The 22,161-nt window shown below is 68.6% G+C and carries 23 protein-coding genes and 2 pseudogenes; 12 read left to right on the plus strand and 13 right to left on the minus strand.

Annotation, left to right across the window (positions count from 1 at the left end):
* The first annotated feature begins 98 nt into the window (after window positions 1–98).
* Complete coding sequence (locus tag ABID41_RS08500; protein ID WP_331930197.1) at window positions 99–1,817, plus strand: hypothetical protein; 1,719 nt, start codon at window positions 99–101, stop codon at window positions 1,815–1,817.
* A gap of 34 nt (window positions 1,818–1,851) precedes the next feature.
* Here the strand turns inward: ABID41_RS08500 and ABID41_RS08505 are convergent, their stop codons facing one another.
* Window positions 1,852–2,883, minus strand: a complete 1,032-nt coding sequence (locus ABID41_RS08505; RefSeq protein ID WP_331930199.1) for an aspartate-semialdehyde dehydrogenase — start codon at window positions 2,881–2,883, stop codon at window positions 1,852–1,854.
* A 220-nt stretch (window positions 2,884–3,103) separates the two neighbouring features.
* Here ABID41_RS08505 and ABID41_RS08510 point away from each other — a divergent pair, with 220 nt between their 5' ends.
* From ABID41_RS08510 to ABID41_RS08525, 4 genes and pseudogenes are all read left to right on the plus strand, one after another.
* On the plus strand, window positions 3,104–3,616 hold the full coding sequence (locus ABID41_RS08510; RefSeq protein WP_331930201.1) for a hypothetical protein: 513 nt from the start codon (window positions 3,104–3,106) through the stop codon (window positions 3,614–3,616).
* Between the two features lie 62 nt (window positions 3,617–3,678).
* Window positions 3,679–4,065, plus strand: coding sequence for a PaaI family thioesterase (locus ABID41_RS08515; RefSeq protein ID WP_331930203.1), 387 nt, complete (start codon window positions 3,679–3,681; stop codon window positions 4,063–4,065).
* A gap of 189 nt (window positions 4,066–4,254) precedes the next feature.
* Window positions 4,255–4,605 (plus strand): insulinase family protein, encoded by a 351-nt coding sequence (locus tag ABID41_RS08520; RefSeq protein ID WP_354297419.1) that lies wholly within the window; start codon window positions 4,255–4,257, stop codon window positions 4,603–4,605.
* 109 nt (window positions 4,606–4,714) lie between these two features.
* Window positions 4,715–5,038: pseudogene (locus tag ABID41_RS08525) on the plus strand (insulinase family protein); the annotation flags it as partial.
* Between the two features lie 111 nt (window positions 5,039–5,149).
* Here ABID41_RS08525 and ABID41_RS08530 read toward each other — a convergent pair.
* The 3 genes from ABID41_RS08530 to leuB all read right to left on the minus strand — a co-directional run bounded on the left by ABID41_RS08530 (window position 5,150) and on the right by leuB (window position 7,685).
* Window positions 5,150–6,136 carry a D-2-hydroxyacid dehydrogenase gene (locus ABID41_RS08530; protein ID WP_331930209.1) on the minus strand — a complete coding sequence of 329 codons (987 nt, stop codon included), beginning with the start codon at window positions 6,134–6,136 and terminating at the stop codon, window positions 5,150–5,152.
* 72 nt (window positions 6,137–6,208) lie between these two features.
* Window positions 6,209–6,538 carry a DUF6481 family protein gene (locus tag ABID41_RS08535; RefSeq protein WP_331930211.1) on the minus strand — a complete coding sequence of 110 codons (330 nt, stop codon included), beginning with the start codon at window positions 6,536–6,538 and terminating at the stop codon, window positions 6,209–6,211.
* Window positions 6,539–6,632: 94 nt separating this feature from the next.
* On the minus strand, window positions 6,633–7,685 hold the full coding sequence (gene leuB / locus ABID41_RS08540) for a 3-isopropylmalate dehydrogenase (protein WP_331930213.1): 1,053 nt from the start codon (window positions 7,683–7,685) through the stop codon (window positions 6,633–6,635).
* Between the two features lie 343 nt (window positions 7,686–8,028).
* Between leuB and ABID41_RS08545 the strand changes: the two genes are divergently transcribed.
* Both ABID41_RS08545 and mdoH read left to right on the plus strand, forming a co-directional pair.
* On the plus strand, window positions 8,029–9,501 hold the full coding sequence (locus ABID41_RS08545; protein WP_331930215.1) for an OpgD/OpgG family glucan biosynthesis protein: 1,473 nt from the start codon (window positions 8,029–8,031) through the stop codon (window positions 9,499–9,501).
* Window positions 9,489–11,450 (plus strand): glucans biosynthesis glucosyltransferase MdoH, encoded by a 1,962-nt coding sequence (gene mdoH, locus ABID41_RS08550; RefSeq protein ID WP_354297420.1) that lies wholly within the window; start codon window positions 9,489–9,491, stop codon window positions 11,448–11,450. Before ABID41_RS08545 ends, mdoH begins: the two co-directional genes overlap by 13 nt.
* On the opposite strand, the gene ABID41_RS08555 is transcribed toward mdoH, so the two are convergent.
* Genes ABID41_RS08555 through leuC form a run of 6 tightly spaced genes read right to left on the minus strand, consistent with a single transcriptional unit; the run spans window position 11,447 to window position 16,253 of the window.
* Window positions 11,447–11,749: a putative quinol monooxygenase gene (locus ABID41_RS08555; RefSeq protein WP_331930219.1), complete on the minus strand. Its 303-nt coding sequence runs from the start codon at window positions 11,747–11,749 to the stop codon at window positions 11,447–11,449. The two genes, mdoH and ABID41_RS08555, sit on opposite strands and share 4 nt — an antisense overlap.
* The gene (leuD, locus tag ABID41_RS08560; protein WP_331930221.1) at window positions 11,746–12,357 is read right to left on the minus strand and encodes a 3-isopropylmalate dehydratase small subunit; all 612 of its coding nucleotides are present in this window, start codon (window positions 12,355–12,357) and stop codon (window positions 11,746–11,748) included. Before leuD ends, ABID41_RS08555 begins: the two co-directional genes overlap by 4 nt.
* Window positions 12,354–13,271: a hypothetical protein gene (locus tag ABID41_RS08565; RefSeq protein ID WP_331930223.1), complete on the minus strand. Its 918-nt coding sequence runs from the start codon at window positions 13,269–13,271 to the stop codon at window positions 12,354–12,356. Before ABID41_RS08565 ends, leuD begins: the two co-directional genes overlap by 4 nt.
* Window positions 13,268–14,119, minus strand: a complete 852-nt coding sequence (locus ABID41_RS08570) for a VOC family protein (RefSeq protein WP_354297421.1) — start codon at window positions 14,117–14,119, stop codon at window positions 13,268–13,270. Before ABID41_RS08570 ends, ABID41_RS08565 begins: the two co-directional genes overlap by 4 nt.
* Window positions 14,116–14,817 (minus strand): hypothetical protein, encoded by a 702-nt coding sequence (locus ABID41_RS08575; protein WP_354297422.1) that lies wholly within the window; start codon window positions 14,815–14,817, stop codon window positions 14,116–14,118. The genes ABID41_RS08570 and ABID41_RS08575 overlap by 4 nt, the downstream gene beginning before the upstream one ends.
* A complete protein-coding gene (leuC, locus tag ABID41_RS08580) occupies window positions 14,817–16,253 on the minus strand; it encodes a 3-isopropylmalate dehydratase large subunit (protein ID WP_331932869.1) in 1,437 nt (478 codons plus the stop codon). The genes ABID41_RS08575 and leuC overlap by 1 nt, the downstream gene beginning before the upstream one ends.
* An 85-nt stretch (window positions 16,254–16,338) precedes the next feature.
* Here leuC and ABID41_RS08585 point away from each other — a divergent pair, with 85 nt between their 5' ends.
* The 3 genes from ABID41_RS08585 to ABID41_RS08595 all read left to right on the plus strand — a co-directional run bounded on the left by ABID41_RS08585 (window position 16,339) and on the right by ABID41_RS08595 (window position 18,441).
* Window positions 16,339–17,241, plus strand: a complete 903-nt coding sequence (locus ABID41_RS08585) for a LysR family transcriptional regulator (RefSeq protein ID WP_331932870.1) — start codon at window positions 16,339–16,341, stop codon at window positions 17,239–17,241.
* Between the two features lie 36 nt (window positions 17,242–17,277).
* Window positions 17,278–17,826, plus strand: coding sequence for an AAA family ATPase (locus ABID41_RS08590; RefSeq protein WP_354297423.1), 549 nt, complete (start codon window positions 17,278–17,280; stop codon window positions 17,824–17,826).
* A gap of 219 nt (window positions 17,827–18,045) precedes the next feature.
* Window positions 18,046–18,441: a GFA family protein gene (locus tag ABID41_RS08595; RefSeq protein ID WP_331930628.1), complete on the plus strand. Its 396-nt coding sequence runs from the start codon at window positions 18,046–18,048 to the stop codon at window positions 18,439–18,441.
* Between the two features lie 65 nt (window positions 18,442–18,506).
* On the opposite strand, the gene rplS is transcribed toward ABID41_RS08595, so the two are convergent.
* The 3 genes and pseudogenes from rplS to ABID41_RS08610 all read right to left on the minus strand — a co-directional run bounded on the left by rplS (window position 18,507) and on the right by ABID41_RS08610 (window position 20,193).
* Complete coding sequence (rplS, locus tag ABID41_RS08600; protein WP_331930630.1) at window positions 18,507–18,893, minus strand: 50S ribosomal protein L19; 387 nt, start codon at window positions 18,891–18,893, stop codon at window positions 18,507–18,509.
* 3 nt (window positions 18,894–18,896) lie between these two features.
* Window positions 18,897–19,630: pseudogene (gene trmD, locus ABID41_RS08605) on the minus strand (tRNA (guanosine(37)-N1)-methyltransferase TrmD); the annotation flags it as partial.
* 137 nt (window positions 19,631–19,767) lie between these two features.
* A complete protein-coding gene (locus tag ABID41_RS08610) occupies window positions 19,768–20,193 on the minus strand; it encodes a VOC family protein (protein WP_331930634.1) in 426 nt (141 codons plus the stop codon).
* A gap of 209 nt (window positions 20,194–20,402) precedes the next feature.
* On the opposite strand from ABID41_RS08610, the gene ABID41_RS08615 reads away from it, so the two are divergent.
* Both ABID41_RS08615 and ABID41_RS08620 read left to right on the plus strand, forming a co-directional pair.
* Window positions 20,403–21,263, plus strand: coding sequence for an acyl-CoA thioesterase (locus ABID41_RS08615; RefSeq protein WP_331930636.1), 861 nt, complete (start codon window positions 20,403–20,405; stop codon window positions 21,261–21,263).
* Window positions 21,264–21,321: 58 nt separating this feature from the next.
* Window positions 21,322–22,143 carry a pepsin/retropepsin-like aspartic protease family protein gene (locus ABID41_RS08620; RefSeq protein WP_331930638.1) on the plus strand — a complete coding sequence of 274 codons (822 nt, stop codon included), beginning with the start codon at window positions 21,322–21,324 and terminating at the stop codon, window positions 22,141–22,143.
* Window positions 22,144–22,161 lie beyond the last annotated feature (18 nt).

Raw genomic sequence — 22,161 nt, forward strand, 5'->3', positions numbered from 1 at the left:
AGCGGAGCTGTCGGTTCCGCTCGCCGAACATAGGTCGCCGCGCTAAATCGCCATTAAATCTTACCCTGGCACAAGGGCCCTTCCGAGGGGGTTCTTCCGTGCTAGGTCAGCAAGTCCATTATGAGCTGTTCGTCCGGCGAACGCCCGGCGCGCCGTGGACCCTCGACATGGCGACGGAGAACCGTGCAGCGGTCATCGCCGCCGCCGAAGAGGTCATGGCCGAGGGCCGCACGGCCGCCGCGCGCGTGACCAAGGAGACCCTCGACCCCGAGACCCGCGAGTTCAGGTCGGTCACGATCCTGACCCTCGGCTCCAAGGACCCGGTCAAGAAGAAGAAGGACCTCGGCGACCGCGAACCGCTCTGCGTCAGCCCGCAGGACCTCTATACGGTCCACGCCCGCGAACGGATCGGCCGGCTGCTTGAGGGCTGGCTCGAGCGCAATGGGGCGACGCCCTTCGAACTGCTGCACCGCGCCGACCTGGTGGAGGCGCTGGAGGCCTCCGGCACCGACCTGCAGCACGCCATCCAGAAGGTGGCGATCCCCGAGGCCCAGGCCCGCGGCGTTTCGGTCCACGAGCTGATCCGCACCTTCACCAGCCTCGTCGAACGGACCATCAGCCGCCTGCTCAAGGATTGGCGCAAGGGCGGCATGCCCGACCTGGACAAGGAGGGCTTCGCCCGGGCCGCCGAGCGGGTCAGCCACGAGCCGGAGCGCGCCTACCTTCTGGGCGCCGGTGTGGCGGCCTCCATCGCTCCGGCTCGCTCCTGGTCGGAGAAGGTCTCCCGCCTGCTGGACCTGGCCGACTCCGCGCCGGTGACCGGGCCGCCGCGGGGCCTGGCCCTGCAAGTCATCGAGCAACCCCTGGCCGAAATCCTGGGCTCCCGTTCGGGGCTCGACCACATCATCGGCCAGGAGCTCGACCTCGGCGGCCAGCTCGCCGCGATGACCCGGCTCTCGGCTTGCGACACTGTCGATGCCCTCATGCGGATCGAGCCGGCGGTCGCCAAGATCATGCCCCCGCTGCCAGAAGCCGCCACCAGGCTTTCGAAATGGCTGGCCGAGGACTTTCAGAGCGTCCGGGCGGCGATCGCCAAGCGGGTCGTTCGCGAGCTGAGCGGCCAGCGTCGCCTTCGCCCCGGCGACGCCGTGGGCGAGATTGAGATCATTCGCGGCCTGGCCATGTCGCTCACCGCGGCGACCGCCGCAGGCGCCCTGCTCAACGCCGACGATGTCCAGGCGGCGTTCGTCGACCGCTCGCGCATGCTGGTGACCAGCGATTTCGTGGAGGCCTATCTCGGCGGCGGCGAACGCAGCGCCCGCGATGAAGCCGAAGCCCTGGTCTGGCTGGTGGAGAACGTCATCGGCGGCGCCAACAAGCGCCAAGCCGGGCGCTATCTGGCCGCCGGCGTGGCGGCCCTGCGCTTCGAAAAGGAATTCCGCTACGGTCCCGACACCGCCGCGGTGAAGCTGCAGAAGCTGGCGGACCTGCAGCGCGCCGTAGCCCGCGCCGGGCTGGCGCCCGAGGACTACGAACCGATCCAGGCCAAGATCGGTGATGTCGGCGGACTGGTTGAGGCCGACGCCCGTCTGGTGCCGACCCTGGCCCGCAATCCGGCGCCGTCGCCTCAGAAGCTGCTGCTGCTGCTCAGGCTCGCCGCCGGCGAGACGGCGCCCGCGGGCCCCGCCGCCGAACGCGCGCGCCTGGAGGCCATCAAGATGGTCCGCCTGGAGCGCACCCGCATCGAGCTGGCCGACGATCCCCAGCGCATGACCCAGGTCCGCGACCTTATCCAGCAGCTCGGCGTCGCCGCCTGAGCCCCGGGGCGAGCAGCCGGGGAGGGCGGTTCGATCAGGCCTCGGCCTTGCTCTTCAGCAGGCCGCGCTCGTGCAGCAGCTCGGCGATCTGCACGGCGTTGAGCGCCGCGCCCTTGCGCAGGTTGTCGGCCACGACCCAGAGGTTCAGGCCGTTCTCGACGGTCGGGTCCTTGCGGATGCGGGAGACGAAGACCGGGAACTCGCCCTGGGCTTCCTTGGGCGTGATGTAGCCCTTGTCGTTGCGCTGATCGATGACGATCAGGCCCGGGCTTTCGCGCAGCAGGTCGCGCGCCTCGTCCTCGTCCAGGGGATCATGGAACTCGATGTTCACCGCCTCGGAGTGACCGACCATCACCGGCACCCGCACGCAGGTCACGGTCAGGGCGATCGACGGGTCGATCATCTTGTGAGTTTCGTTCCACATCTTGGCTTCTTCGTCGGTGTAGCCGTCGTCACCGAAGGCGCCGATGAATGGAATGACATTGAAGGCGATCTGCTTGGGGAACTTCTTCGGCTCGCTGGCCCCCAGCACGAACACGCTCTTGGTCTGGTCCCAGAGCTCGTCCATGCCTTCCTTGCCGGCGCCGGACACCGACTGGTAGGTCGAGACCACCACGCGCTTGATCCGCGCCCGGTCGTGCAGCGGCTTCAGCGCCACCACCAGTTGGGCCGTGGAGCAGTTCGGGTTGGCGATGATGTTCTTCTTCCCGGCGTAGGCCACGTCGTCCGGGTTCACCTCCGGCACGATCAGCGGGACGTCGGGGTCCATCCGCCAGGCCGAGGAGTTGTCGATCACGATCGGGCCGGCGGCGCCGATCTTCGGCGACCATTCCTTGGAGAACGAACCCGAGACGCTCATCAGCACCACGTCGACCGTGGAGAAGTCGAACTGCTCGATATCCTCGCACTTGAGGATCTGTTCGCCGAACGAGACCTCGACGCCGATCGATTTGCGGCTGGCGATGGCGTGAATCTTGTCCACGGGGAAGTTCACTTCCTCCAGGATATTCAGCATCTCGCGGCCCACATTGCCCGTGGCGCCGACCACGGCCACTCGATAGCCCATGGCGGTCTCCTTCAGATCGATCAGAAGCGGAGCGTCCCCTTACGCCTTCAGGTTCCCCCGCGCAATCGAGGTGGCGCCGGCCTTGCGTTGCTCAGCCTGCAGTCAGTTGGAGGCAAGCATGTCCATCGGGGTCGGTCGATCGTCGGCAGGAGCGCCGCAAGTCCAGGAAGGCGCGCGTCCGCGAAACCCTTCCATGTCGTCCAACCCATTGGACAAGCCCATGTTCCGGGTTGTGGAGACCACCCAGCAGAAGCTTTTGGCCAAGCTCGATCTCAACGGCGGCGGCCGCCTCGACCAGGTGGAACTGAAGCCCCTCAACAGGCCGGACGTCGGCAAGAATGGCCCGGCTGGATTTGCCGCCGCCGACCGCGACGTCGATGGCGCGCCTTCTACCGGGGAGCTGGCGCCGCGCGCCGATATGAACGCCATCTTCGAAATCGCCGACAGTGACGGCGACGGAGTCCTGACCCTGGCCGAGATCGAGGCCCAGATCGTCCAGGAGCCCGACCATTACGACAGCGGCGTGCGCAGGCTGCCCGACGCGCTCCGCCCGCTCGATCCCTCGGCCCCGGATTATCTGGACCGAGTGCGGGACCGGCTGACGGCGGCGGCAAGCTTCGAGCCCGTCGCGCCCGGCCAGGAAGCGCTGCGTCGCCTGCTGCGCGAGAACTTCGCCCGCCTGACCGAGCAGATGGTCGCCCAGATCTCGCCGCCGAGAGCCGCGCTGACCTGAAAGGTCATGGACAAAGTCACATCCGGCACGGTCTTTCGGGCAAAACAAAACAGGAGATCCAGATGGCCAATGACACCGGAATGCCCTTCGCCAATCTCATGGGCGTGGAGATCACGGAACGAAGCAAGGATCGGGTGGTCGGCCGCCTGCTGGTCCGCGAAGACCTCTGCACCGCGGGCGGCATCCTGCACGGCGGCGCGTTCATGGCCTTCGCCGACGCCCTGGGCGCGATCGGCGGGTTCCTCAACCTGCCGCCCGGCGCGCGCACCACGACCCTGGAATCCAAGACCAATTTCCTCGGCTCGGCCAAGGTCGGATCGGTCGTCGAGGGCAGAGCGACGCCCCTGCACATCGGGCGTCGCTCCAGCGTCTGGCAGACCCGCATCACCAGCGCCGAAGGCAAGCTGCTGGCTCTGGTGCTGCAGACCCAGATGACCGTCGAAGCCTGACGGGCGAGCACACTCGCCTTACAGGCGGTCCCCCTTGCCAATGTTCACTTTTTATTCTTCTCTCCCGCTATAGTCTAGGTTGAACCATCGGGGGAACACGTAGGGCGGTTGGGGGCGTGCATCGCCGCCGGCCTATGGCTGGCGCTGGGGACGGCTGCGCATGCGGGCCAGGCAGGCGGGGCGCAAACCTTGCCCGAGGACCCGACGATCCGCCGCGGCGTGCTGGCCAACGGCCTTCGCTATGCGGTCAAGCCCAACCCGACCGCGCAGGGCGGGCTCTCCTTCCGCCTTGCCTTCGATATCGGCAGCCTGGTCGAGGCCGATTCCGAACGGGGTGCGGCTCACTTCGTCGAGCACATGGCCTTCCGCGCCACCCGCAGGTTCCGGGAAGGCGAGCTCGAACCGAGCCTTCGCCCCGATCGGCGTCGGCTTCGGCCGCGATCAGAACGCCTTCACCTCGATCGACTCGACCCTGTACCTGGTCGACCTGCCTCGCGGCGGCGCCAGGGAACGGGGGCTGGCCATTCGTTGGCTTCGTGACGTCGCCGACGGCATCCAGTTCGATCCGACCGTGGTGGATAGAGAGCGCAACGTCGTCCTGGCCGAGCGCAGCGCGCGACGAGACGCCGAGACGCTGGCGGCGGACGCGGTGACGAACTTCCACGCGCCCGAACTGCTCGCCCCCAAGCGCTCGCCGATCGGCGCGTTGGCGACGGTCCAGGCGATCAGCGGCGCCGACCTCGAGGGCTTCTATCGCCGCTGGTACCGGCCCGAGCGCGCCGTGCTGGTGGTGGTCGGCGACGTTCCCGACCTTCCGGGCCTGGAGGCCGAGATCACTCAGGCCTTCGCCGATTGGCGGCCGGCAGCCCCAGCCACGCCGGCGCCGCCGCTCGCCCAGCCGAACCTGCGACGCGGACTGGACGCCCTGGTCCTGGCGCAGCCGGAGATCAGCCCGAGCCTCTCCATATGCCGCGTCGCACCACCGGCGCCAAAGCGCGGACACGACCTCGCCGGACATCGATCGCGCCCAGGCCCTGAAGCTCAACCCGAAGATAGAAGCCGAGGTCGAGGCCGAGGAAGCGGCCTAGCCGACGCCGATGTCCGCGGGCTTGGTCAGGTTCCGCAGAGGCTCTCCGCGGACATAGCGGCCGAGATTGTCGAGGAAGAGCTCATCGCCCCGCGCCGCGGTCAGCTCGCCGCGATTGGAGGCGTGCGGAGTGACCCGCACCTTCGGATGGTCCCAGAACCAGGCGTAGGCCGGCAGCGGCTCGGTCTTGAAGACGTCGAGCACGGCATGGGCCGGCCGGTCGGCGTCGAGGCCGGCGCGCAGGGCGTCCTCGTCCACTAGGCCGCCCCGACCGATATTGACAAGGATCGCACCCGGCTTCATCGCGGAGAAGAAGCGCTGGTCGGCGATATCCCGGGTCTCGTCGTTGAGGGCGCAGGCCAGCACTACGACGTCGGCCTCCGGCAGGCGGCTCGGCAAATCCGCCAAGGTGCTGACGCTGTCGGCCAACCCCTCGGCCGAGGCCGAGCGGCGGACCGCCTCCACATGGGCGCCGAACGCCTTGGCCCGTCTCGCGATCTCCTGGCCGATATGGCCGAAGCCAAGGACCAGCCAGCGTGTCTGGCCGACCTCGCGGAAGCTCACTGGCGTCCATTGCCGCGCGGCCTGATGCGTCGCCTGGGCGGCGATGGGGTGCAGCAGGCTCATGGCGTGGATGGTCACGTATTCGGCGATCGCCGGCGCCTGGGCGCTGGAATTGGTGACCGCCAGCCCCTCGCGCGCCAGCGGCTTGAACATCGGGTTTTCGACGCCGGCGAAGGCGGTCTGCACCCAGCGCGCCTGCGGCGCCTTGGCCAACCGATCAAAATAGCCGGCCCCACGCTTGCCGAACGCATCGACCGTCAGCCACCACACCTCCGCGGCGAGCTGGTCCGGCTCGAAAGTCTGGCCGTCCTTGGTCAGGGAACCGTCGGGCTCGGCGACCACCACCTCCAGATCCGGCGCGGTCGAGGGCAGACGGGCGGCGATCCGCTCGTAGGCGGCGCGGGTGAGCAGGGCTTGCATGGCGCAGGACTGTAAAGGCGCAGTCCGCGCTGGCAATCCTTCGACCGCCGTCGCCCGGCGGCCGGCCCGTACCTATTTGCGGCGCTGCTTACGAGCCGCGTAGCGGGCGTCGCGCGCGGCCTTTTGCTTGGCGCGCAGCTCCAGCTCGGCGGTCTCGGCGTTGAAGGCCTCGATCTCGCGGCGCAGTGCGTCGGCCTCGGCGGCGGCCTTGCGCCTCTCGGCGCGTTCGGCCTCACGCTTGGCGCGGACTTCAGCCAGTTCGGCGGCTTTGATCGAAGCGCGATCGGTCCCGGGCTCGGCCGTGACGGCCGGCTTCGCCTTCATCTTGGCCAGGAGGGCCTTCTTGGCTTCTAGGGAGGCGGACGCGCGGTCTTGGAAACTGTTGTTCTTAAGGTCTCTCATGTGGGCGTCCCCATGTCTCATCCCGCGCGAAAATGCAATCGGCGGATGCTGCGTTTGTTCGCCGCGTCCGCCGCTTACCCCTGCTCACGTGGGCTCAGAGAGCCGCCAGCACCGCCTCGCCCATCTGTTCCGTGGTCAGGGCGCCGCCCAGGTCACGGGTTCGCGCGCCGCCCTCCAGGGCCCGCACCACCGCCGCATAGACCTTGTCGGCGGCCTCGGCGCGATCCAGCGACCAGCGCAGGGCCATCTCCAGCGACAGGATCGCCGCCAGCGGATTGGCCAGGTTCTGGCCGGCGATGTCGGGGGCCGAGCCGTGGATCGGCTCATAAAGGCCCGGCTTTCCCGGTGCGCCCAGGGCCGCCGAAGGCAGCATGCCCAGCGAGCCGGTGAGCTGCGCGGCGGCGTCCGAAAGGATGTCGCCGAACAGGTTGTCGGTGACCATCACGTCGAACTGCTTGGGATTCTTGACGATCTGCATCGCCGCGTTGTCGGCCAGGATGTGCTCCAGCTCGACGTCGGCGTATTCGCGCTTGTGCAGGTCGGTGACCACCTCGCGCCACAGCAGGCCGGAGTCCATCACGTTGGACTTCTCCGCCGAGTGCACCTTGTTGCGCCGCCCGCGGGCCAGTTCGAAGGCCACCCGCGCCACCCGCTCGATCTCGGCGGTCGTATAGACCTGGGTGTCCACGGCGCGCTTGCCGCCCTCCGGCAGCTCCTCGATGAACCGGGGCGAACCGAAATAGATGCCGCCGGTGAGCTCCCGGACGATCATGAAGTCCAGCCCCTGCACCAGCTCGCGCTTCAGGCTGGAGGCGTCGGCCAGGGCTTCGAAGCAGAGGGCCGGACGCAGGTTGGCGAAGACCTCCATCCCGGCCCGCAGGTTCAGCAGCCCCGCCTCGGGGCGCTTGTCGCGGGGCGCGCCAGCCCACTTCTGCCCGCCGACGGCGCCCATCAGCACCGCCTTGGCGGCCTTGGCGGCGGCAAGGGTCTCCTCGGTGAGGGGCAGTCCGTGCTCGTCATAGCTGCAACCGCCGAACAGCCGCTCCTCGATGGCCAGGTCCGGGGCCACGACCTCGGCCACGCGCCGGGCCTGGCGGGTCACTTCGGGGCCGATCCCGTCGCCGGGCAACAGAAGCAGGTCAGTCATGTCGAGGCCCCTTTGAAAGCACGTGCAAAGTCCGGAGGCGATCTCCTATGCGAAGAGAGCCGGCCCGCAAACCCCAAAGCCCGGTTGCATCGACAGCGCCCGGAAACCATTTGGGACCTCCGACTGCTGGGCGGCCCAGGTGCAGCCCGAGCAGAAATCGTTCCGGATCGAGACAAAATCGCGCAGAACGCCCCCGGGAGCACAGCCCCTGGGTGAAACTCTCGACTTTGCCTTGGTTTCGCCGCACCCGGACCTAAGACGGTCCGGTCGTTCCAAAAGCTGATCCAAGACTCGCGTGGCCGCTCCAGCTCCTGAAACAAGCCGATCACTTCATCGCCGCGACGTGATCGCCGCCTTGCCTTTGGCGGCGATCACCGTCGCGAGCGCCGCCCAGGCCGCGCCTGCGCGCAGCTTCAGCGAAGCCCAGGTCCGAAGCATGGCTCGCGACCTGGCGCGGCGACCCTATGTTCCGCAGTCGCGTGAACTGCCCGAGGTGCTGTCGCGCCTGTCGTACGACGAATATCGCGACATCCGCTTCAACCCGGCCCAGGCCTACTGGAAGGCCGAGGGTTTGCCCTTCCAACTGCAGTTCTTCCACCGCGGGCACCTCTTCAAGGAGCGGGTGGACCTGTTCGAGGTGCAGGGCGGGCGCGCGGTTCCGATCGCCTATTCGGCCGACCAGTTCAATTTCAAGAAGGGGGCACCCGCCGGGCTGCCGTCCGACCTCGGCTTCGCCGGCTTCCGCATTCACTCCCAGATCAACACCCCGGAATACTACGACGAGGTCGCGGTGTTCCTCGGCGCCTCCTACTTCCGGGCGGTGGCCAAAGGTATGCTGTACGGCCTCTCGGCCCGGGGCCTGGCCATCGGCGCGGGCGAGAAGGAGGAGTTTCCCTCCTTCAAGACCTTCTGGATCGAGCGGCCGGCGCGCGGCGCCAACAGCCTCGTGATCCACGCGCTGATGGACAGCCCGAGCTGCGCCGGCGCCTATCGCTTCGTCGTCACGCCGGGCGTCACCACCGTCTTCGACGTCCGCTGCCGGATCTTCGCCCGCAAGACGATCGCCAATATCGGCGTGGCGCCGCTGACCAGCATGTTCTTCTTCGCCGGCGACGCCACCCGCCGCTTCGACGATTTCCGGCCGCGGGTGCACGACTCCGACGGGTTGGCGATCGCCAACGGCGCGGGTGAGCGGATCTGGCGCCCGCTGTCCAATCCCGGCTATGTTCAGCTCAGCGACTTCCGCGACAAAGCGCCGCGCGGCTACGGCCTGATCCAGCGCGAGCGACGCTACGATTCCTTCCAGGATCTCGAGGCCCGCTACGAGCGGCGGCCCAGCCTGTGGGTCGAGCCGAAGGGCTCATGGGGCGCGGGCCATGTGCGCCTGGTCGAGCTTCCGACACAGACCGAGTTCGACGACAACATCGTCGCCTTCTGGACCCCGCAGGGCGGTGTAAAAGCAGGCCGCAGCGCCGATTTCGCCTATCGGCTGAATTGGGGGCAGGAGCCTCTGAACGGCAGCCGCGCACGGGTGATCGACACGCGGGCGGGCCTCAACGCCATCACGCGGCGGCGCCACTTCGTGATCGATTTCGACCTTCCGCCGGGGGTCCCGGTGGACGACCTACGGGCCAATGTGATCGCCGGCGCCGGCAAGATCCATGACGTTACTTTACACTCGAACCCGGAAACCAAAGGCGCCCGCCTGAGTTTCGAGCTCGACCCTAGGCAGGTCCGTACAGTAGAGCTTCGCGCCGAGATTGTGCGTTCCGGCAGACCCATTTCCGAGGTGTGGCTTTACCGATGGACCGCGTAACCGCCCGGCGGGCGGCTGCACCCTGGAAACCCAGGGTGGAGCCGGCTCTGCAGACCCTGCCCGGGCGCGCCGCGCTCGAGATGCCGATCCAGAGTTTGGAGCGCGACGCCGTAAAGGGAGCCCGCGCGCGGTTCGCCGACAGCCATCGCTGGCGCCGCATCCTGCTGCTCGGCGCCACCGGCGCCTCCACCGCCGCGGCGGCGGCGATCATGACCCAACTGCTGGCGCCGAAGGGTTTCAGCCCGGCCGACGGGCTGATGCTCGCTCTCTTCGTGGTGCTGTTCGCCTGGGTGGCCTTCGCCTTCGTCAGCGGGACCGCCGGCTTCCTCCTGGCCTGGCGCGCCCGCGCCGCTTCGCCGCTGGATCCCCAACCGATCATTTTCACGCGCACCGCGCTGCTGATGCCGACCTACAACGAGGATCCGGGCCGCATCCTGTCCGGCGCCCAGGCGATCTATGAGGAGCTCGACGCCCTCGGCGTGGCCGAGCTCTACGACATCTACGTGCTCTCCGACACGCGGGACGCGGCCATCGCCCAGGCCGAGGCCACCGGCGTGGTTCGCCTGCGGCTGCGGTTGGGCGCTCCCGACCGAATCTTCTATCGCCGCCGCGCCCTGAACCGGGACCGCAAGGCCGGCAACATCGCCGACTGGGTGATCAAGTTCGGAGCCGGCTACGAGTCGATGATCATCCTCGACGCCGACAGCCTGATGACCGGCGACACCATCGTCCGCCTGACCGCAGCCATGGAGCGGGACGAGAAGGCCGGGCTCATCCAGACCCTGCCCAACATCATCGGCGCCACCACACCCTTTGCGCGGCTGCAGCAGTTCGCCGGCCGCATCTATGGCCCCATCATCGCCCGCGGCCAGGACTGGTGGTCGGGCGCCGAGGGCAACTATTGGGGTCACAACGCCATCATCCGCACCCGCGCCTTCGCCGAGTGCGCCGGCCTGCCCCACGTGAAGGGCGGCAAGCCCTTCGGCGGCCACATCATGAGCCACGACTTCGTGGAGGCCGCGCTCCTGCGCCGCGGCGGCTGGGCCGTGCGCATGGCGCCGGAACTGACCGGCAGCTACGAGGAGGCTCCGCCCTCGCTGGTCGACATGGCCGTTCGTGACCGTCGCTGGTGCCAGGGCAACCTGCAGCACAGCGCCATCCTGGGCGCGCGCGGCTTCCATTGGGTGAGCCGGCTGCACCTGGCGCGCGGGGTGCTCGCCTATCTCACCGCGCCCCTGTGGCTGGCCTTCCTGGCGGCCGGCGCCTTCGTCTGGTTCGACCAGCGCGGCGCCATCGGCGAGGCCTCGGCCCCCATGGCCCTCGGGCTTTTCGTCCTGACCATGGTCCTGCTGCTGATCCCCAAGGTCATGGGCGCGCTCGTCACCGCTCGCGACCGCGTGGCGCGCCAGGCCTGCGGCGGACGCATCAAGATGGGCCTGAGCGTCGTCACCGAGGTCGCGCTGTCGGCGCTGATGGCTCCGATCTTCATGTTCATGCACAGCGTCGCGGTGGCCGACGTGCTGCGCGGTCGCCACTCCGGCTGGGCGGCTCAGCAGCGCGACGACGGCAAGATGAAGCTCAAGGACGCCTGGAAGCGGCATGGCATCCACACCCTGCTGGGCCTGGGATGGACCGTCGCCGCCTATCGGCTCGACCCGCTGCTCCTGGCCTGGACCAGCCCGCTGGCCGTCGGCCTCGTGCTGTCCATGCCGATTTCCATGCTGACCTCGCGCGGCGACCTCGGCCGGTTCTGCGAGCGCCTGGGCCTGTTCAGGATTCCGGAGGAAGTGGAGACCCCGCGGGTGATCCGCCGCGCCGTCGAACTGCGCGCCCGGTACGCCGCCGAGGCGGAGATGCGGTTCCAGATCGACCTGATGTTCCGCAGCCCTGCCGAGGTCTACCGGCCGAAGCCGCAGGGCGTGCAGGCCAATCTGCGCGCCGCCGCCTAGAGCGGTCGCTCGGCCGTGACTTCGTAGAGCGTCAGTCGCCGGTCGTCGACCCCCAGGGCTGGCCACCGGCTGCGCCAGGCGGCGATATGCGGGCTCTGGAAATGCGCGTCGAGCGCGGCCTGGTCACGCCAGGCTTCGAACACTCGGATCAGCCCGGGCTCCAGCACGTCCTCGCCATAGGCGTACTGGATGCAGCCGTCCTCGGCGCGGCTGGCCTCGACCATGGCCCGCATGTGCGGGCGCAGAGCCTGTAGATTCTCCGCGGGGACGCGGATCGTGCCGGCGATGATCAGGCTCACGCCCGCTCCAGCCAGGGCTGGCTGATCGCCCGCTTGCCTTCGAAGACGTCGATCGCGCTCACCGCCTGCAGGGTCTCGCCGATGGCGTCGAGGCCCTTGAGCATCTTGTCCTTGCGCGCCGCATCGATCTCGAAGCTGAAGGTCTTGCCCGAGGGCGACACGACCGTCTGCTTCTCCAGGTCGACGGTGACCAGATGGTTGCCGCCCTTGGCCTCGTCCATCAGCGCCTGGACCTCGTCGGCCTTCAGCACCACCGGCAGCAGGCCGTTCTGGAAGCAGTTGTTATAGAAGATGTCCGCGAAGCTGGTGGAGATCACGCAGGTGATGCCGAAGTCCATCAGCGCCCAGGGGGCGTGCTCACGCGAGGAGCCGCAGCCGAAGTTGTCGCCGGCCACCAGCACCGCCGCGCCCTTGTATTCCGGGCGGTTGAGCACGAAGTCGGCCTTCTCCCTGCCGGCCTCATCGAAGCGGAAGTCGTAGAACAGGCCGCGGCCCAGCCCCTCGCGCTCCACGGTCTTGAGGAACTGCTTGGGAATGATCTGGTCCGTGTCGATGTTGGCCAGCGGCAGCGGGGCGATCTTGGCGTCGAGCTTGGTGAAGGCTTTCATGGGTTCGTCTTAGGCAGGGTCTGGCTGATCGTCCAGCGATCGACGTTGCGTGCGCTCTGGCCGCTGGCGGAGATGCTGATGGTGCTGGAGCAGACGGCGCGGACCGCCAGCCCGGTCGAGATGTCGATCTCGTGGCGGCAGGCGTCCTGGCGGTCGACCTTGGCGCCTTCGAAGAACTTCATCGCATCGGCGGCCTTGTCCGGCGCGATCTGCTTCACCAGCAGCTCCATGCTCTTGCGCAGGCTTTCGGAGGCCGAGGCCTGGTCAAAGGCGTTGTTCCACAACACCACCGCGCGGCCGGCCTTTTCATCATAGGATTCAAGGTGAAAGCGGCCGGACGCGGCGACCGGCGGCCCGCCCAGCGGGTTCGGCAACTGGTCGGCGTAGGGGAAGTCCTCGCCGACCTCCAGCGCCAGGCCCTGACCCAGCGAGGCCAACCCCATCTCGCGCATCAGCACCGGGGCGGCCTGGTCCGGCGGAAGCCCGGAAATCATGTTCTGCATCGCCGGACGGACCTTGGAATCGGTGACCCGTTCGCCGATCGCCTGGTCCAGCGCCTGCCGGACCTCGGCCCAGTTGACGATGGAAACCGGCGAAAGCGCCTCGTCGACCTCCAGCACGATCGGCTGCTTGAGCAGCGTCTGGGCGTCGACTTCCGGCCCGTCCCGACTGCTGGCCGTGGCCGATTGCGGGGTCACCGTCAGCACGCCGCCAGTCCCCGAGCCCTTCCAGTCCAGGCGCGAGACCGATTGCGAATGCAGGGCCTGCGGAGCCTGGCCCTGGCGCACGCGCTCACGGTCGCGCTGGACGGTCATGGTCCAGCTCGCCCCGTCGGAGAGCCTGACGGGCAGTTCGTGGGCCACCGCCGCCGAGGCCGCGCAGCAGGCCGCGAGGGCCAGGGCCAGCGGCCTCACGGGCGCTCTCCCTGCTGGATGATCAGGGCCGGTCCGCCGGGTACGCCCGAGCGTACGGTGAAGACCTTTGTGCCCGGCTTTCGGCCGGTTTTCAGCCCATTGATATCGAAACCTGCCGATGAGAGCCGGGCATGGGCCGCCTCGATGTCGGCCACCCGCCACGCCAGGCCGCCAAACCCGTCAGGATCGTCCGAAACCGGCCGTTTCAGGCTGGCGCCCACCTCCACCACGGTATCGGCACAGTGGAAAAAGAGCTGCCGAACGCCCCAATTCTCGTTGGAACGGTCCAGCCGCAGGTCGAGGCCGAGCTTGGCGCCATAGATCGCCAGCGCACGGTCGGGGTTGGCGGTATGAACCACCACATGGTCGAGCCTCGTCACCGGGCCGGGGCTGGTCGCCTCCGACAGCGGCCAGGGGGCGCCGTCGCGCGGCGGGGCGGTCAGCAGGATGTTGAGCCCGCCGGTCGCGGCGCGATCCAGGGAGACGGTCGTCCAGTAGCGCTTGCGGCCGTCGTCGTGCGTCGAGCGGACCGGATGCGGCTTGGTCCCCGGCAGGCCGCGGCGGGCGAGCAGGGCCTGGGCGGCCTCGATGTCCGGGGTCGTGAAGGCCAGGGCCCAGAGCCCCTCGCCATGGGCGGCGAGGTGCGCGCGGATCGTGTCGCCGAAGGCGCCCTCGCCGTGCGGCGCAATGATGTCGAGGGCCATGTTCGGGAGCTGGAACCAAGCGTGCCGGGCCCCGCCGTCGCCGCCGATCCAGTTCGGGGCGAGGCCGAGCATGCGGCCATAAGCGTCCACCGCCCCGTCGAGGTCGTTCACCGCCAGGGCGATGTGATCGAGGCCCGAGATCATGCCAGGCGGCGCTCCGTGTCTTGCGGACCAAACAGCAGCCGCACCGACACCACGGCGAAGCTGAGGGCGTAGGCGATGAGAGCCACCAGGATGGCGGCGCCCAGCGCCAAGCGGCCGGCGCGCTGGCGGCGCGGCTCGACCAGGGTGCGGCCGTCGGCCCACAGGCCCAGCACCTTGCCCTGCAGGAGCTGTGTCTGGATCTGCGTCCCCGGCTGGAGCTGCAGGAAGGGCGTGGGGCTGCCGCAATTGCGCTTGAAGCGGCACTCCAGCATCAGCGGCGTGGCGGTGGTGTCGAGGTCGATGGCGTAGGTGCGGCCGAAAGCGCCGATCTGGTCGACGCTCTCCAGCTTGCCGGAGATCGTGCGGACCGGAGCGAGGTTACCGACCGCCGACTTGGTGGCTACCCAGACGCCCGCCGCCAGGATCGGGGCGCAGAGGGCGACCATGGCCAGCTCCACCGGCTTGTCGAAGCGGTCGCGGTCGCGGAAGGCGACCTGGCTCTGGCGAATGCGGAAGATCAGGGCCAAGGCCGCGACGGCGGCGAAATAGCCGGCCCCGACCATCAACGGCCCGATCTGTCCAGGACCGCGCCCGAACATGCCGCCCTCGCCGAGAAAGGCCGCGATCCCGGCGCCCAGGCCGACGCAAAGGATGGGGAGCCCCCACCAAACCAGGAAACTAGCGCGGGGGCTCATCATCAGGCGAAGTCTCTCACATCGGCGATGTGACCGGCTATGGCCGCCGCCGCCGCCATCGCCGGGCTCATCAGGTGGGTCCGCCCGCCGCGGCCTTGCCGGCCCTCGAAGTTGCGGTTGGAGGTGGAGGCGCAGCGCTCGCCCGGCGCCAGGCGGTCCGGGTTCATGCCCAGGCACATGGAGCAGCCCGGCTCGCGCCAGTCGAAGCCGGAGGCCTTGAAGATGGCGTCGAGGCCTTCTTCCTCGGCCTGGGCCTTCACGAGGCCCGAGCCCGGCACCACCATGGCCCGCACGTGCGGCGCCACCATCTTGCCGTGGACGAAGGCGTGCTGGACCACCTTGGCGGCCTCGCGCAGGTCCTCGATGCGGCTGTTGGTGCAGGAACCGATGAACACCACGTCGATCTTGGCGTCGGTGATCGGCTGGCCGGCGGCCAGGCCCATATAGTCGAGGGCGCGTTCGACCGAGGCCCGCTTGTCGGGGCTGGCGAAGGCTTCGGGTCCCGGGACCAGGTCCTCGATGGAGATGACGTCCTCGGGGCTGGTGCCCCAGGTGACCAGGGGCGCGATCTTGCCCGCGTCGATGGTCACTTCGCGGTCGAAGACTGCGTCGTCGTCCGAATAGAGCGTCTTCCAGTAGGAGAGGGCCATCTCCCAGGCGCCGCCCTTGGGCGCGGCGGGCCGGCCCTGCATGTAGTCGAAGGTGGTCTGGTCGGGCGCCACGAGACCTGCGCGGGCGCCGCCCTCGATGGTCAGGTTGCACAGGGTCATGCGGCCTTCCATCGAAAGCTCGCGCACGGCCTCACCGGCGTATTCGATGACATAGCCGGTGCCGCCGGCGGTGCCGATCTCGCCGATGACCGCCAGGGCGAAGTCCTTGGCGCCGACGCCGGGGGCGGGGGTTCCACTGATCGTCACCCGCATATTCTTCGCCTTCTTCTGGCGAAGGGTCTGGGTGGCCAGGACGTGCTCGACCTCGGAGGTGCCGATGCCGTGGGCGAGGGCCCCGAAGGCGCCGTGGGTCGAGGTATGGCTGTCGCCGCAGACGATGGTCATGCCCGGCTGGGTGCGGCCCTGTTCGGGGCCGACCACGTGGACGATCCCGTTGCGGATGTCGCCCATGGGGAAGAACTCGATGCCGTTGTCCTTGACGTTGCGCTCCAGCGTCTGGAGCTGCAGGCGCGCCTCTTCGTCGGCGACGGCGGCCACGCCCTTGGCCTGGCCCTCGGTGGGAATGTTGTGGTCGGCGACCGCAAGCGTGCGGTCCGGCCGGCGCACCGGCCGATGGTTGGCGCGAAGGCCCGCGAAGGCCTGCGGCGTCGTGACCTCATGGATGAGGTGCAGGTCGATATAGAGGATCGATTCCTCGTCCTGCCCCTGGTCCGGATTGGGGACGACGTGAGCGTCCCAGATCTTGTCGTAAAGCGTCTTTCCAACCATGCGCGGCATCTAGGTCTTGATGGCCGTCAAAGTCCAGCATCCGCCCGCATTTGCCGAATTTACCAGATCATCTATTCATGGGCGGATGGCGAACGCAGATTGGGACCTGTTCCAGAGCCTGCACTCCGTGCTCCAGGCCGGAAGCCTGTCGGCGGCGGCCAAGTCGCGCGGCCTGACCCAGCCGACCCTCGGCCGGCACATCGAGGCCCTGGAGCAACGGCTGGGCGCGCCGCTGTTCCTGCGCTCGCCCAGGGGCCTCACCCCCACCGACCTGGCGCTGCAGCTCGAACCGCATCTGGCCGAGATGAACGCGGCCGCCGCGGCCGCCCTGCGGGACGCCTCGGGCGCGGCCGACTCCCTGAAGGGCGCCATCCGCATCACCACCAGCCAGATCATCGGCGCCGAGGTGCTGCCGCCGATCCTCGGCGCCTTCCGCCGGGAGAATCCGGAGATCGACCTCGAACTGGTCCTCTCGAACAAGACCGAGGACCTCTCGCGCCGCGACGCCGACATCGCCGTGCGGATGGTGCGCCCGACCCAAGGGTCGCTGGTGGCCCGCAAGGTCGGGGCGATCGGCGTCGGCTTCTACGCCTCGCCGGACTATGCGGCCACGCATGGGATTCCGGAGTCCCTGATCGAACTGGACCATCACAGCGTCATCGGCTTCGACCGCGAGTCGCCGTCGATCGAGGCCCTGGCAGAGCTGAACCTGCCCTGGGAGGTGACGCGCGAGCTCTTCGCCTTCCGGACCGACAACGATGTCGCCCAGCTCGCGGCCCTGCGCGCCGGAATGGGGATCGGCGTCTGCCACCACGTGCTGGCCGCCCGCTATGGCCTCGTTCGGGTGCTGGCCAACGCCTTCAACTTCGAGCTGGAGGTCTGGATCGCCATGCACGAGAACCTGCGAGGCCACCGCCGCATGCGCCTGATGTTCGACCACCTCGTGGCGGGGTTCCAGGGCTATCTCGCCGAGGGCCGCAAGGCCTGATCGTCCACGCCGAGAGGCAGAGGGGAGGGCGGCTTCATGCCGGCACGCATTCATATCGTCGGCGCGTCGTCCTCGGGGACGACCACGCTGGGCGCGGCGCTGGCCGAGCGCCTGCCCGCCGCGCACCTGGACTCGGACGCGTTCTTCTGGGAAGCGACCGACCCCCCGTTCGCGACCAAGCGCCCGCCGGAGGAGCGCGTGGCGCTGATGGAGGCGGCGATGGCGGACGCGCCGTCCTGGATCATCTCCGGGTCCATGATGGGCTGGGGCGAAGTCTTCGTCCCGCGGCTGGACCTGGCGGTCTTCCTGCGCGTCCCGCAGGAGGTCCGGATGGCGCGGCTGCTGGCGCGCGAGCGCGCGCGGTACGGGCAGGCGATCGAGCCGGGCGGCGCGCAGCACGCGGCGCACCTGGAATTCGTCGAATGGGCGCGGAATTACGAACAGCCCGGCTTCCCTGGCCGCAGCCTGGAGCGCCACCGAGCCTGGCTGGCGGCCTTGCCGTGCCCGGTGATCGAGATCGAAGGCGCGCCGAGCCTGGAAGATAGCGTCCGGCAGGTGCTCGTGGTGCTGGGGGAGCGGCGCTAGATCCTCCCTCGTTGGGAGAGGTGGCGCATATGAAGGACTCCGCCGCTAGAGAGGCCGCCGTCAGGCGGTTCCGCCGCAATCCTCCCCCGGCGGGGAGGCCCCTTCAGTCGACCATTCGGCCGACAGCTCCCCCAGCGGGGAGCATCTGACGCCCTCGCGCTAGTGGCCAAGCGCTGCCGTTGCGGTAGACTTCGCGTGGTGGGTGAAATTGGAGGCCTTATGCTGAACCATACCGGCGGCTGCCTTTGCGGCGAGGTTCGTTACGAGGCCGAGGGCGAGCCGATCAATGTGCGGGTCTGCCATTGCCGACTGTGCCAGCGGGCGATCGGTGCGGCGTTCAACGCCCGGGCGCTGTTTTCCATCGACAAGGTGCGGCTGAGCGGCGCGGTGGCGAGCGCCCACTCCTCGCCCGGGGTCAAGCGGGGCTTCTGCGCCAAGTGCGGCACGACGCTCTATTCGATGCGCGAGGACAAGGGCGTGATGGGCCTGACCTTCGGCAGCCTGGACGAGCCGGATCGGCTGGCGCCCACCGAGCATATCTGGACCTCCAGCAAGCAGGCCTGGCTGGAGCTGGACGATGGGCTGCCGCAGCACCCGGAAGGCCATCCGGGCTAAAAAAAGAAAACGGCGGCTGCGTCGCCGCAACCGCCGTTCCGTAATCCCTGGGATCGACCGAAGGCTTAGGCTTCGGTGGTTTCCTTCGAGGTGTTCACCTGACGCTCGGCGATACGGGCCGACTTACCGCGACGGTCGCGCAGGTAGTAGAGCTTGGCGCGACGGACGACGCCGCGACGCTTCACTTCGATGGAGTCGATGTTCGGCGAATAGAGCGGGAACACGCGCTCCACGCCTTCGCCGAAGGAGATCTTGCGGACGGTGAAGCTCTCGTTCACGCCGCCGCCCTGACGGCCGATGCAGACGCCTTCGTAGGCCTGAACGCGCTCGCGGTCGCCTTCCTTGATCTTCACGTTCACGCGCAGGGTGTCGCCGGCTTGGAAGTCCGGGATCTGGCGGGTGGCGGCCAGGCGGTCGAGCTCTTCTTTTTCGAGCTGTTGAATGATGTTCATAGCGGTCGTCCTTGTCCTACTGGGCTTTACTCGCCCTTTGCCTGTTGATTGGCGAGATACCGCGCCCAGAGATCCGGACGCCGCTCCCGCGTGGCCGCTTCGCGCTGCGCCCGCCGCCACTTGCCGATGTCGGCGTGATGGCCACTGAGCAGCACGGGCGGTATCTCAAGTCCCTCGAACTCCCGCGGCCTGGTGTACTGCGGATGCTCGAGAAGCCCGTCCTCGAAACTCTCTTCACTCAGGCTTTCGGCCTGGCCGAGGACGCCGGGCACGAGCCTTACGCACGCTTCGATCGCCACCAGGGACGCCGCCTCGCCGCCGGCGAGAACCGCGTCTCCGACGCTGATCTCCTCGAACCCCCGGGCGTCGAGCACCCGCTGGTCCACCCCTTCGAACCGCCCGGCCAGGACGATCAGTCCCGGCCCCTTGGCCCATTCACTCACGCGCGCCTGGGTCAGGGGCCGACCCCGTGCGCTCATGTACAAAAGCGGCCGCCCCCGCCGCTCCACGCTGTCCAGCGCGGCTGCGATGACGTCCGCTCGCATGACCTGCCCCGGGCCGCCACCCGCAGGGGTGTCGTCGAGGAAGCCGCGCTTATCCTTGGAAAACGCCCGAATGTCCACTGTTTCCAGAGTCCAAAGGCCATGTTCGCGCCAGGCCGTGCCGATCAGCGACACGCCAAGCGGGCCGGGATAGGCCTCGGGGAACATGGTCAGGACGGTGGCGTCGAAGGACATGGCGCGGCTTTTGGACCACTCCGCGCGGAATTTCCACTGCGGCTGCTCTCGGCGATGGCCCGGACCTGGCGGCCCTGCCATGACGAACCGTAGGTTTCAAACCGCATGGACGCGCTCCCCATTGGAAGGGATCCGGCTTAGTCGTCCGCCGGCAGGAGCTGGGGGTTCCAGACGATTTCCCAGACGTGGCCGTCGGGATCTCGGAAATAGCCGGAATAGCCGCCCCAGAACGCATCCTGGGCCGGCTTGACGATTTCGGCGCCGGCCGCCGCGGCGGAGGCCATGACCTCGTCGACCTCTTCCTTGCGGCTGACATTGTGGCCGATGGTCATGGCCGTGGAGCTGACCGGGGAGACGGGCAAGCCGGTGTCATGGGCGATGTCGTCCTGGGCCCAGATCGCCAGCTTAAGCCCGCCCGACAGGTCGAAGAACGCCACGGCGCCGTGTTCGAACTCCTGGCCGACGACGCCCTGCGTCGGCAGGCCCAGGCCGTCGCGGTAGAACAAGAGCGATCGTTCGAGATCGGCGACGCCCAGCGTCAGGACGGAAATTCGCGGCTTCATGTTTCGACTCCGGCGATCAAGAGCAGCGGCTTTGGGCCGCAGGCGACCCGCGCCCCGCCAGCAAGGTCTTGGTGGTCTTCGTAGCGGCCGTGTTCTTTGGGTTTCAATAGAGTTTCGCCAGCACGGCGACCGTACGGCGCCGCCTTGCAGCAACGGCGCTATCAGCTTAAGCGAAAAAGCTTTCGCACTTGCAGCATTTCAGAGATCCCATGGAAACGCCCGAAATCCTCGTTGAAACCCTGGCCCTCGAGCGTATCGAGGTGAACCTGTTTCGCGGGGTATCTCCCGACGACGGCCCGGGCCGGATCTTCGGCGGCCAGGTGATCGCCCAATCCCTGCTGGCGGCCTACGAGACCGTCGAGGACCGGGTCTGCCACTCGCTGCACTGCTATTTCATCCGTCCGGGCGATCCGCGCATCCCGATCCTGTTCGAGGTCGATCGCTCGCGGGACGGCGGCTCGTTCACCACCCGCCGGGTGATCGCGGTGCAGAACGGCAAGCAGATCTTCAACCTGGCCGCCTCGTTCCAGACGGCCGAGGACGGCTTCGAGCACCAGGCGCCGATGCCGGACGTGAAGGGCCCCGAGGCGTTCGCCGCCGAGGCCGAGGCCCAGAAGGCCCAGATGCTGGAGGGCGCCACCGAGGAGATGCGCCGGATGATGAACCGGCCGCGTCCGATCGAGATGCTCGGCCGCGACAACTACGGGATGGGCTCGCGCGGCAAGCCGACCGAGCCGCGCTCCGACGTCTGGATGCGCGCGGTGGCGCCGATCGGCGACAGCGCCCGGATGCACCAGGTGATCCTGGCCTACGCCTCCGACATGAACCTGCTCTCCACCGCCATGCGGCCGCATGGGGTGGCCTGGCAGACCCGCGGCCTGCAGTCGGCGAGCCTCGACCACGCCATGTGGTTCCACAAGCCGTCGAACTTCAACGACTGGCACCTCTATACCCAGGACAGCCCCTCGGCTTCCGGCGGGCGCGGCTTCGTGCGCGGAGCGATCTACGACCAGAAGGGCGAGCTGGTCGCCTCGGTCGCCCAGGAAGGCCTGATGCGCATGAAGAAGTAGGGCGATGGCGCGGGAGGGTCTCCACAATGCCGCCACCAAGCGCTGGCGTCATCGGGCCATGAGACTCTTCTGCGCGGCCCTCGCCGCCCTCGCCCTGGCGTCACCGGCGGCCGCCGAGACGGCGTCCTTCGCCCGGCGGGGCGAGCTCTTCTTCACCGACTGCCTGGTCGATCAGGTGCTGGAACGCTGCCAGATCGACACCGGCTCCTACGAGGTGGGGCTGCGGCCGCGCCCGGAGTTCGAGTCCTATCCCGCCGAGGGGGTCGGCCAGGTGATGGGCGCGACCGGCGCGGTGCTGCCAACTCGCCAGGTGCGGCTGGGGGCGTTGAGCTTCGGCGGCTTCAAGCTGCGGGACGTGGACGCGGCCATTTCCGACAGCCCGTTCGACCACAGCATCATCGGGCTGGAGCTGATCGAGCGACTGGGAGCGGTGACCTTCGACTTCCGCCGCAACGAGCTGCGGCGGGGACGGGTGGCGTCCCGCGGCGCCTGCGACCAGCCGTTCGACGTGTTGACGCGGATGATCCGGGTGCCGGTGCAGGCCGGCGGCCAGCCGGTGATGGCCGCCTGGGACACCGGGGCCAGCACCACCGTCGCCGACGAGGCCTTCATCCAGGCTCACCCAGAGGTCTTCCGGTTCGTGCGGCGCCTGGCGCCGGGGACCGACGCCACCGCCACAGGCGTGCCGGTCAGCCTCTACCGAGCGGAGACGCTGTCCTTCTGCGGCCGGGATTTCCACGACGTCGCGGTGGTGGCCGTGGACATGTCGCGGCCCAAGGCCATGGTTCCGGACTTCCCCGACCTGACACTCGGCGCCAATCTGATGGCAGGGAACGTCTGGTCCTTCGATTTCCGCGACCGGTCCTGGTCGCTCGACTGAAACTGGGGAGAGAAAGCG

The organism is Phenylobacterium koreense (genome assembly GCF_040545335.1).
Lineage (GTDB): Bacteria > Pseudomonadota > Alphaproteobacteria > Caulobacterales > Caulobacteraceae > Phenylobacterium > Phenylobacterium koreense.